The following is a 9,698-nucleotide window of genomic DNA, read 5'->3' as shown; positions in this document are numbered from 1 at the left end:
GCTCGTTTGCGTAAAACTCCCGTAGCACCGCCTCTGCATCCACGCTCTTTTGCAGTACGCCAAACGCGCTAACTAGCATTCCGCGCGTAATCGGCAGCAAATTCGGCACGAAAAGCGTGCTAAATTCGCCGCCTTTTAAAATTTGCAGCTGCTCTTTGATCTCGTCTGCGTGGCGATGCGAGATCGGCGAGTAGGCGCCCGCGTTTTCGTTTACGCTTACGAAATGGCTACTTGCTTTGAGGGCCTTGCCTGCGCCGCTTACCCCGCTTTTTGCGTCGATAAATACGCCGGTATTCGGATCTAGTAGCCGCACGAACGGCGCGAGCGCCAAAATAGAGCAGGTAGGATAGCAGCCCGGATTTGCCGTAAGCCGCGCGGCGCGGATCTTTTCGCGATTTAGCTCGGGCAGCCCGTAAACGGCGTGGGTTAAATTTTGCGGGTCTAAATGAGCGGTGTAATTTTTCTCGTAAAGCTCGCGGCTTAGGCGATAATCAGCCGATAGATCTACCACCTTGACGTTTTTAAATTTTAAAATTTCGCGGGCAAATTCCATCGCTTTTCCATGCGGCAGCGCTAAAAAAATAAGATCACATCTTTGCGCCGCAACGCGAGCATCCGCAGCTTCTACGCACATCTCAAACACGCCGCGTAGCTGCGGGAAAATTTCGCTTATCTCGCCCTGCGCTGAAGCGCCCAAATATGAAATTTCAAAGCCCGGGTGGGAAAGTAGAGCCTTAATCAGCTCAAGCCCCGTATAGCCGCTAACGCCGATGATGCCTACTTTTTTCACGCTAATTCTCAAATTTTATCGGCTTGTATTCGACGCTTAAAATTTCCACATCGCGTGTGCCTGATGGTAGCTGAAGCACCACCTCATCACCCTCGGCTTTGCCTAAAAGCTGGCGCGCAAGCGGCGTATTAATATTGATGAGCTTGCGCGAGATGTCCGCCTCGCTAAGCCCTACGATCGTGTAAACCTCCTCCCGCTCGGTCTCTACGTCCATAAAGGTAACGGTAGAGCCGAATTTTACGCGGTCGTGCTTGTAGGTAGAGGGATCGATGATCTTTGAGCGAGAGATGATGTCGCTAAGCTCGGCGATACGCGAGAGCAAAAACGCCTGCTCTTCGCGCGCCGCGTGATACTCGGCGTTTTCTTTCAGATCGCCGTGTCCGCGCGCGATGTCGATCTGCTGCACGATGTGAGGCAGCTTCACGCTCTGAAGCTCTTTGAGCTCGGAGGTGATCTTTTCATATCCGTAAAGCGTCATTGGTTCGGTCGTCATAATCTTCCTTTCTTTTTATCAAATTATATAAGCTTTAGCCTTAAAATTTTAGCTCGCAGGCTGCGTTAAAATTTTTGCCACGTTTTCGCTGGAGCCGAATTTCAGATAATCTCGCAGCTTTTCGCTCGCAAGTTTAAATTTCGCGGCGTCGCAGCGCTCGTATGCGGCGAGTAGGTTTTGCGCGCTTACTTCGCCTTGCAAAAGCTCCTCGTGCAGAGGCTCCTCGCCCAAAAAATCAAAAATAATATTCGCAAGCCCCACGTGCTTTAGCTTTACGAGTTTTCGCGCGAGCCAAACGTCAAACGCGCGAGCCTTGTAACACAGCACGAACGGAGTGCCGATTAGCGCCGCTTCAAGCGTCGCCGTGCCCGAGCAGATGAAGGCAAAATCGCAATCCTTAAGCGTGGCAGGAGTATCGTTTGCGATGCTAAAGCCGTCCAGAGGCCCGTAAATTTCATCTCTTTGATCCATCAGATGCGGCGGGATTATTAAGACTCGCTCGCTATTTTCAAATTTAGGCGCAAGGGTTCTAAAAATGGGCATCAGTCTTGAAATTTCAGCTCTGCGCGAGCCCGGCATAAAGGCGATCTTGCCCTGTTTTTCGTAGCTTGTTTTTTGAAATTTTATCTCGTCAAGCAGCGGATGCCCCACGAAAGAGTACTTTGCAGTTTTAGCGCTTTGGCTGCTTTGGCGCGCGGCATACTCTTTCGGCGCAGCGTCTTTATCTTTTGCTTCTTGTGCTGCAGCGTCTTTGCTCTCCGCTTCTTGCGGCACGGCGCCTTTATCTTCCTCGCAATCCGCGCCGAAAAATTTTGCCTCAAAAGGCCAGATGGAGAGCAGATTGTCGCAAAACGCCTTCAGCTTCTCCGCTCTGTGCGGCTTCCACGCCCAAACCTGCGGCAGGATATAATATGAAATTTCCGCGCGCGCGCCGCTATTTTTGATCGCGCGAGCTAGCGGCAGATTAAACGCGGGCGAGTCGATCAAAAGCACGCGATCGCACTCCGCCGCAAGTCGCGTCATCTGCGTTATCGCGCGCTTGGCTTTTAAAATTAGCGGCAAAATTTCTATAAAGCCCATCGCCGAAAATTCGCTGCTTTTGTATATCGGCGAGCCCAGCTTTTCATCGAAAATTCCGCAAATTTCGTAAGCGGGATCGAGCCTTTTAAGATGCGCTAGAACCTCTTTAAAATGCAGATTCGCCGAGGGCTCTAAGCAAGAGATTAGGTATTTCAAATTTAGCCTTTTAAATTTTTGTTAATTATAGCAAAATGTGCTAAAATTAAGCCGACAAAGGATTTAAGATGAGAAATTTTAAAATTTTAGCGCTATGCGGCGCGTTCGTGATGTTGCTAGGCGGTTGCAGTGCAGCTAAATACCAAAAGCGTCAAGTCACCGAGGATCCCGCAGTAACGGCGCGTTTTGAGGCGCTTAGTAAGCTAGGCTCGCCCGCACTCGTCGCTAAAGCCGCAGCTAGCGAGATCGCAGCGGACGTAGGCGGTGCAAAGCCCCACGTTAAGGTCGCGCAGTTTGCCTTCCTCGAAGAAATTAGTGCACAAGGAAGCGATCTGATCTATGCCTACTCGCTAAGCCCTGGCTGGGCGAGCCTGAAAAACTCCGATCGGCAAAAATATCTCAAATTGCTAACCAAGGATATTACCGAAAATGACTGCAACGCACCTAGTACGCGAGCTTTATTGCGAAACGGAGTGCGTGAAGTGCACCGATTTTTCTACGATTATCCAAGCTCGCACCTACTTGATTCGCAGGTGAGCGAGGAGATATGCCGCAAAGCAGGGTTATAGATAAGTCTAGCGTAATTTTATACCGCGGATTTGCATCGGCGCGAAAGCAAAATTTCGTGGTGTAAAATTTTACGATAATTTAAAAGACAAATTTTGCGGCGAGTTGCGGAGTGCGGTCGCAAAATTTAATTTAAGAAATTTCGAAAGTGAAATTTAGGCGATGAAATTGCGTGTCAGGCTATAAAAAGCTATAAAAATTTGTAGCGAAAAAAGATAAAATTTCGTAGCAAAAAGGCGGAATTTTTCTATGAATTTTGCGATTTAAGTTCGCATGGAATTTTATTGAAAAATTTGGCGCGACGGAATTTTATGCCACGCAAGCTAAATAGCAATTTTTGCATAGTAAAGAATTGAGCGCTAGAATTTTACAGATAGAATTCCGCCCCGATAGGTCTGTCATGAAATTTTAGCTAAAGAGAGAATATGAAAGAAATTTTAATCACCAACGACGACGGATTCGAAGCGCGCGGACTTTTGGAGCTCGCAAGCGCGCTAAGAGGGATCGCAAACGTCACTATCGTAGCGCCGAGCTCGGAGAAATCGGCCTGCTCGCACTCACTCACGCTTACGCGTCCGCTTAGATTTATCAAGCTCGACGACGGATTTTTCAAACTAGATGACGCCACGCCCGCAGACTGCGTGTATTTGGCGCTCCGCGCGCTGTATAACCGCAAGCCCGATCTAGTGATAAGCGGCATAAATCACGGAGCCAACGTCGCGGAGGACGTGACCTATTCGGGCACGTGCGGAGGCGCGATGGAGGGGGTTTTGCAAGGCATTCCCGCGCTTGCAGTGAGCCAGTTTTACGTCGCGGATTCGCTGCAGCGATACGGATTTGATCTCGCGTGCGAGCTCGCGGTGGAATTGGTAGAGAAAATCTTTAAAAAAGGCTTTCCGCTACCGCCGAAGCAGTTTTTAAATTTAAACGTTCCTGCCGTTTCAAAGCAAGATTTCAAGGGGCTTTCGGTTGCGCCATGCGGCGAGAAGCTCTACGATACCGACGCACAGCTAAACCGCAATCCGCGCGGAATAGAGTATTATTGGCTCGGCAAATCCACGCTCAGTTTTGATGCGAGCAAAAACGAAAACAGCGACATTTCGGCACTTTTTGAGGGGCGGGCAACATTAAGTCCGATCAAGCTAAATTTGACCGCGCACGAGCAGATGAGCGCGCTAGAAAGGTGGATGAAAAACGATGAGTGAGGTCGTAGTAGACCGCTTTTCGCGCTCGCGCCTGCTTTTCGGCGAGGATTTTGCAAGGCTGCAAAGCGCTAAAATTTTAATCTGCGGCTGCGGCGGCGTGGGCGGAGCGGCGATAGAGGCGCTGTACCGCAGCGGCGCGGTAAATCTAAGCGTGATCGATTGCGATCGCTTCGAGATAACCAACCAAAATCGCCAGTTTGGAAGCGAGCATGTAGGCGAGCTAAAATGCGAGGTTTTCGCACGCAAATTTAAGGGCATAACGCCGATCGCCGCTAGGATTGATGAGGAATTTTTATCGGAATTCGACCTCGGCAAATTTGATTTCGTAATCGACGCGATAGACGACGTGAGCGCTAAGATCGCGCTTGCGCTGCGCTGTAGCGAGGCGGGCGCGGGCTTTGTGAGCTCGATGGGCGGCGCAAAGAGGCTCGATCCCGCTAAAATCGAAATCCGCTCAATCTGGCGGACGCAAGGCGATCCGCTCGCGCGCAAGATCAGATATGAGCTGCGAAAGCACGGCTTTGCGGGCGATTTTGACGTCGTTTGTTCAAGCGAGCCGCCGCGCGTCAAATCAATGGGCAGCTTCATGGGCGTGACCGCGAGCTTCGGGCTTTTCATCGCAAGCTACGTCGTGCGCAAGCTGATAAGCAAGCAGACTTAACGCTTAAATTTCATAGCGCTTCGGCGCATGGCTCTGCCTAGTCGTGCTTGGCGGTTAAATTTTATATATTTTGAGCTTTTGATCTGAGCGCACTTTGCATGCGGTACGGCGCGTCAAGTGCTTTGCGGCGCGCGATGCAGTTAAAATTCAAAAGCGGCGAAAGCGGAATTTTCCAGACGACGAAGATAAAATTTGCTCGGCACGAAGGCAGAATTTCGTTCGGCGCGAGATGAAATTTAAGAACCGCGCGAGCTACACGCACATATTGATGTATACGGCGGGTTATTTTAGCGGGGCCAAATAGCGGTCTAGGATTAAAAATTTAAATAAGCGGGTCGTGAGCTTGCTCGTGAGCGAAATTTAAGCAAGCCAAGTTTACGCAAATGTTCTTTGCGGCGGATTTTCGCAGCAGCGCGATTTGAAATTTTATCGCAGTTTCGCGCGCTTTTTGATGCAAAAAGAGGCGCGCTCAGGCAAGCAAAACCAAATCTGCGCGCATCAGCCGCCGCGTAGCGCCTAAATAAGCGTAAAGTGTAAGCAGGGCTCAAGCAAACGCAGCGGCAAGCCTACTTCTAAATTCCATTTTTTACCGCTCGCAAAAAGCGGAATTTAGAAATTTAATTTAAAGGAGCAGCGATGAATGAAATTTTTACACGCACGAGCGTGCGGAGCTTTACCGAGAAAATGCCGAGCGACGATCAGATCGAGCTCGTGCTAAAAGCCGCGATGCAAGCCCCTAGCGCGGGCAACCAGCGCTCATGGGAGTTTTACGTAGTGCGCGACCGCACCACGCTTACGCTACTTAGCAGCGTCGGCACCTACGGCGGCTGCACGAAAGACGCGCCGCTTGCGATCGTGGTCTGCACGCGCAAAAGCGGCTTAAAATTCCAGCCCTACGCTCGCTACGACTGCGCTTGTGCGGCAGAAAATCTTTGGCTGGCGGCGCACCATTTGGGGCTTGGCACCACGTGGCTGGGCGTAGCGCCCGATATTTACGCAATGGAGCGCGTAAGAGAAATCTTGGATCTGCCTGGGCATTTGGAGGCGTTTTGCATTATGCCTTTGGGCTTTCCGTCTCGCGTCACAAAGGCGCATTCACGCTTTGAGCCCGCTAAAATTCACTTCGTAGGCTAGATATGTTTATTTCGCAGAGTAAAATCGACGATCTAATCGCTAGCGACGGCGCATTTTTGGACCTTACGACCGAGCTTTTACGCGGCTGCACGGATTTAGATGCGCCCGCGCGGCTTTCGATCGTAACGAGGCAGGATCTGATCTTTAGCGGCGGCGGAATTGCACGCGAAGTGGCGGCGCGCTTTGGTTGCGAGACGCAGCATCTGGCGCGAGAGGGAAGCGCATTTGGCGCGGGGGATGAAATTTTTAGCGCACAAGGGAGCTTTGAGAGCCTCCATAAAGCTTGGAAGATCGTTCAGATCGTGTTTGAGTACTCATGCAAAATTTCTACCTACGCGCACGAGATGGTTGCGCTGATGCGAGAAGTTAATCCGCGCTGCGTGCTGGGCGCGACGCGCAAGAGCTTTCCTTTTGCGAAGGAGCTTTGCGTAAATGCGCTGATAGCGGGCGGCGGGAGCATGCACCGCCTAGGGCTGCACGACAGCGTCCTGTTTTTTTCAAACCATATCCGCGCGTTTGCAAGCTTTAGCGAGTTTTGCGCGCAGATCGCTAAATTTAAAGAGCGCGCGCCCGAGCGAAAGATAATGATCGAAGTGGCAAGTGAGCGCGAATTTAGTGAGCTCTTAGGTTACGCACCCGATGCGATAATGTGCGATAAGATGAGCCCAGGCGAGCTTAGAGCCTGCGTTTTGAGGCGAGATGAAACGGCGCCGCAGATTAAAATTTGCGCCGCGGGCGGTATAAATAAAAATAACTGCGCAAAGTTTGCGGCTACCGGCGTGGACGTGCTCGTAAGCTCGGCAGTTTGGAATCAGGGCGTGTGTGATTTGAGCGGAAAGATAGAGCTCATCTAAATATTAAATTTTAAATTTTAAGGCGTGAAAGTCTAAAACAGGGCATAAAAATACGATTTATTAATAAATAAGATTATATTTTGTAAAATTCTTAAAATTTCAAAAAAGGATTTTCATGAAAAAAATTGCATTTATTTTGGCGCTTGCGGCAAGCGTTTCGTTCTGCGCGGATCAGCTGATAATCGCGGCCGGCGGCGGATACAAAAAGCCCGTCTCGGCCGTGATCGAAAATTTGAAAAAAGAGGGCATGGACGTAGCGGGATCGTTTGCTAACCTCGGCCAGCTCGTCATTCAATCGCGCGAGAATAAAATTTCATTCATCGTGGGCGACGAGGCGTTTTTGAAAAAAAGCGATCTAAATATCACTAAATTTGAGCGTATCGGGCGCGGCACGCTAGTTTTAGTAACGCCGAAAAATATTAAAATAAACGACGTATCGGAGATTGCAAAGTTCGATAAGATCGCGATGCCGGATCCTAAAAAGGCGATTTACGGTATCAGGACGAACGAGTTTTTACAAAACGTCAAGATGGAGCCGGTAAAAGATAAAATTTTAGCCGTCGCGGGCGTGCCGCAGGTGGTCGCATACGTCATCAACGGCGAGGTGCAGGCGGGCTTTATCAACAGCACCGAAGCGGTCGCCAAAAAAGATGAGTTCGGCTCGGTAATCTACATCGACGAGAGCCTCTATAGCCCCGCATTCATCGGTATCGCAAGGCTTAGCGCGTGCAGCGAGCAGGCGCTTTGCGAAAAGGTGATGGAGGAGTTTAATCGGATCGCTCAAAAGAGATTTTTTCAAAATTCGGTCTTAAATGAGCGATATCGCTTGGATCGCGCATCCTCTGATACTAAGCGCGAAAGCCCTATTTTGCAGCTTTTTGCTGCTGATTTCAATAGGGCTAGCAATTGCGTATTTTTTAGCTTTCAGCAAAGCCAAATTTAAAAAGATCGTCGAAATTTTGGTAATTTTTCCGCTTATCTTCCCGCCGATCGCGACGGGATTTCTGCTTCTTTACATCTTCGGAAAGAGCGGATTTATCGGCTCTGCGTTAAATTTAGACATCGTTTTTAACTTTTCTTCATTGGTAATCGCCGCATTTTTGGTGGGGCTGCCGCTGTTTGTAAAGCCCGTGTGTGCGAGCTTTGAGCTCTTTCCGAAGAGCCTAATCGAAGCCGCGCAAATTTTGGGCAAAAACAGATCTCAAATTTTCCTCTTCGTAATCCTTCCAAGCTCGCTTAAAACGCTCGGCTCCGCGCTTATTTTAGCGCTCTCGCGCGGGCTTGGCGAAGTGGGTATCACGCTGATGCTGGGCGGAAACATCGTGGGCAAAACCGACACGCTAGGTTTTGCGATCATGGGCGCCGTGTATGACGGGGAAAACGAGCGGGCGCTGATTTTGAGCCTTTTGCTCGTGATTTTCAGCTTGATTTTATTCTTCGCGATAAGCCTTTTAGATAAAAAGCGAAATTTATCTAATTGAAAAAAATTATTTTTAAGTATTTTTTTGATAGAATTGCAAACGCATTTCATTTTAAAGGATTTTTCATGAAGAAATTTCTAATTTCATCAATTTTAGTCGCAAGCGCCTTGATCGCTCACGAGCACGGCGATATGCAAAATTTCGACCCTAAGACGGGCAAGCACCTCGTCATCACTATGGAGCAGTTGGGCGAGAAGGGCAACGTAACCGTCGGCGAGGTCGTAGCGGTCGAGACGAACTACGGCGTGGCATTTTTCCCGAATTTAAAAGGTCTTGCTAGCGGCGCGCACGGTTTTCACGTGCATCAAAACGCCGACTGCGGCGCAAATGAGAAGGGTCTAGGTATGAAAGCGGGCGGTCACTGGGATCCAAGCGATACCAAAAAACACTCGTTTGCTTGGGATGATAGCGGCCACAAGGGCGATCTGCCTGCACTTTTCGTCGATGCCGAGGGCAATGCGGTCTATCCGGTGCTGGCTCCGAAGATCAAGAGCTTAGATGAGCTAAAGGGCCACTCGCTGATGGTTCACGTAGGCGGCGATAACCACAGCGACCATCCGAAGCCGCTTGGCGGCGGCGGAGCTAGAATGGTCTGCGGCGTTATAAAATAAGCTTCGTTGCGGATGAAATTTAATCATCCGCAATCTCTAAATTTAGCAGCCCTGCGGTTAAATTTACGCGATGAAATTTCGCCGTCCGCAGCGCCGGGATACGCCCTCTCTGCCGTTAAATTTACGCACGGCGGGCTTTTAATGCAATCTATGCAGCGCGAATTTATGCTAAATTTACGCTAAATTTACACGCTGCGCCCCCTCCGCTTAAATTTTAAAATTTTAACTCCGTTTGCGCGCATTACGCTCTGTTTTTGCCGCAGCAGCGCAAAATTTTCTAAATTTAAATCAAAGTTCTAAATTTACGGCGCCGAGCTATTTTGGCGGCGTGAGCTTCATTTAACTTTTTCTTCACGACTTTTTTCTACAATTACGCTAACTTTCACAAAGGAGAGAGAATGAAAAAGATTGTTTTAGCAAGCGTTTTAGTCGCGGGCGTGCTGTTCGCCGCAGATTTTAGCTCAAGCAGCCCCGAGCAGATCAATGCCTCGATCGCCGGCGCCGATGCCAAGAGCTTAAGCGAAGCGGCGTTTGAGATCGACAAGCGCGCGGGCGAGCTAAGAGCGCAGGCAAGGGATCTCAAGCGCGGATTTAAGATGGAGTTTAAAAAAAAGCTGGACGCTATGAGCGTCGAGGATCGCGAGAAATTCCTAGACGAGTTTAGAA

Annotated in this window: 13 protein-coding genes; 10 read left to right on the top strand and 3 right to left on the bottom strand. The window is 49.6% G+C overall.

What is annotated here, in order from left to right:
* The 3 genes from argC to Q0238_RS04685 all read right to left on the bottom strand — a co-directional run.
* Positions 1 to 790: N-acetyl-gamma-glutamyl-phosphate reductase (argC, locus tag Q0238_RS04695; protein WP_297943367.1), on the bottom strand; the 790-nt coding region annotated here is incomplete at its 3' end.
* Position 791: 1 nt separating this feature from the next.
* Entirely contained in the window at positions 792 to 1,283 is a 492-nt protein-coding gene (greA, locus tag Q0238_RS04690; protein ID WP_297943365.1) for a transcription elongation factor GreA, read from the bottom strand.
* 48 nt (positions 1,284 to 1,331) lie between these two features.
* Positions 1,332 to 2,519, bottom strand: coding sequence for a DUF354 domain-containing protein (locus Q0238_RS04685; RefSeq protein WP_297943363.1), 1,188 nt, complete (start codon positions 2,517 to 2,519; stop codon positions 1,332 to 1,334).
* A gap of 68 nt (positions 2,520 to 2,587) precedes the next feature.
* On the opposite strand from Q0238_RS04685, the gene Q0238_RS04680 reads away from it, so the two are divergent.
* The 10 genes from Q0238_RS04680 to Q0238_RS04635 all read left to right on the top strand — a co-directional run.
* Complete coding sequence (locus Q0238_RS04680; RefSeq protein WP_297943361.1) at positions 2,588 to 3,088, top strand: hypothetical protein; 501 nt, start codon at positions 2,588 to 2,590, stop codon at positions 3,086 to 3,088.
* A 423-nt stretch (positions 3,089 to 3,511) separates the two neighbouring features.
* Positions 3,512 to 4,291, top strand: coding sequence for a 5'/3'-nucleotidase SurE (surE, locus tag Q0238_RS04675; protein ID WP_297943359.1), 780 nt, complete (start codon positions 3,512 to 3,514; stop codon positions 4,289 to 4,291).
* Positions 4,284 to 4,952 (top strand): ThiF family adenylyltransferase, encoded by a 669-nt coding sequence (locus tag Q0238_RS04670; protein WP_297943357.1) that lies wholly within the window; start codon positions 4,284 to 4,286, stop codon positions 4,950 to 4,952. The genes surE and Q0238_RS04670 overlap by 8 nt, the downstream gene beginning before the upstream one ends.
* A 636-nt stretch (positions 4,953 to 5,588) precedes the next feature.
* Positions 5,589 to 6,086: a nitroreductase family protein gene (locus Q0238_RS04665; protein WP_297943355.1), complete on the top strand. Its 498-nt coding sequence runs from the start codon at positions 5,589 to 5,591 to the stop codon at positions 6,084 to 6,086.
* A 2-nt stretch (positions 6,087 to 6,088) separates the two neighbouring features.
* Entirely contained in the window at positions 6,089 to 6,940 is an 852-nt protein-coding gene (modD, locus tag Q0238_RS04660) for a ModD protein (RefSeq protein ID WP_297943353.1), read from the top strand.
* Positions 6,941 to 7,055: 115 nt separating this feature from the next.
* The gene (locus tag Q0238_RS04655) at positions 7,056 to 7,883 is read left to right on the top strand and encodes a substrate-binding domain-containing protein (RefSeq protein ID WP_297943351.1); all 828 of its coding nucleotides are present in this window, start codon (positions 7,056 to 7,058) and stop codon (positions 7,881 to 7,883) included.
* Positions 7,783 to 8,421, top strand: a complete 639-nt coding sequence (locus Q0238_RS04650; protein ID WP_297943369.1) for an ABC transporter permease subunit — start codon at positions 7,783 to 7,785, stop codon at positions 8,419 to 8,421. The genes Q0238_RS04655 and Q0238_RS04650 overlap by 101 nt, the downstream gene beginning before the upstream one ends.
* 65 nt (positions 8,422 to 8,486) lie before the next feature.
* Positions 8,487 to 9,032, top strand: coding sequence for a superoxide dismutase family protein (locus tag Q0238_RS04645; RefSeq protein ID WP_297943349.1), 546 nt, complete (start codon positions 8,487 to 8,489; stop codon positions 9,030 to 9,032).
* 12 nt (positions 9,033 to 9,044) lie between these two features.
* Positions 9,045 to 9,215 carry a hypothetical protein gene (locus tag Q0238_RS04640; RefSeq protein WP_297943347.1) on the top strand — a complete coding sequence of 57 codons (171 nt, stop codon included), beginning with the start codon at positions 9,045 to 9,047 and terminating at the stop codon, positions 9,213 to 9,215.
* 215 nt (positions 9,216 to 9,430) lie between these two features.
* Positions 9,431 to 9,698: DUF1104 domain-containing protein (locus tag Q0238_RS04635; protein ID WP_297943345.1), on the top strand; the 268-nt coding region annotated here is incomplete at its 3' end.

It is taken from the genome of uncultured Campylobacter sp. (genome assembly GCF_938045775.1).
Taxonomy (GTDB): domain Bacteria; phylum Campylobacterota; class Campylobacteria; order Campylobacterales; family Campylobacteraceae; genus Campylobacter_B.
Note: the sequence above shows the minus strand (reverse complement) of the source record. Positions and strands in the feature narration are given on the sequence as shown.

Coding starts and splice junctions, on each gene's coding strand:
- greA (WP_297943365.1), bottom strand. CDS start 1,283: ATGACGACCGAACCAATGACGCTTTACGGATATGAAAAGATCACCTCC.
- Q0238_RS04680 (WP_297943361.1), top strand. CDS start 2,588: ATGAGAAATTTTAAAATTTTAGCGCTATGCGGCGCGTTCGTGATGTTG.
- surE (WP_297943359.1), top strand. CDS start 3,512: ATGAAAGAAATTTTAATCACCAACGACGACGGATTCGAAGCGCGCGGA.
- Q0238_RS04670 (WP_297943357.1), top strand. CDS start 4,284: ATGAGTGAGGTCGTAGTAGACCGCTTTTCGCGCTCGCGCCTGCTTTTC.
- Q0238_RS04665 (WP_297943355.1), top strand. CDS start 5,589: ATGAATGAAATTTTTACACGCACGAGCGTGCGGAGCTTTACCGAGAAA.
- modD (WP_297943353.1), top strand. CDS start 6,089: ATGTTTATTTCGCAGAGTAAAATCGACGATCTAATCGCTAGCGACGGC.
- Q0238_RS04655 (WP_297943351.1), top strand. CDS start 7,056: ATGAAAAAAATTGCATTTATTTTGGCGCTTGCGGCAAGCGTTTCGTTC.
- Q0238_RS04645 (WP_297943349.1), top strand. CDS start 8,487: ATGAAGAAATTTCTAATTTCATCAATTTTAGTCGCAAGCGCCTTGATC.
- Q0238_RS04640 (WP_297943347.1), top strand. CDS start 9,045: ATGAAATTTAATCATCCGCAATCTCTAAATTTAGCAGCCCTGCGGTTA.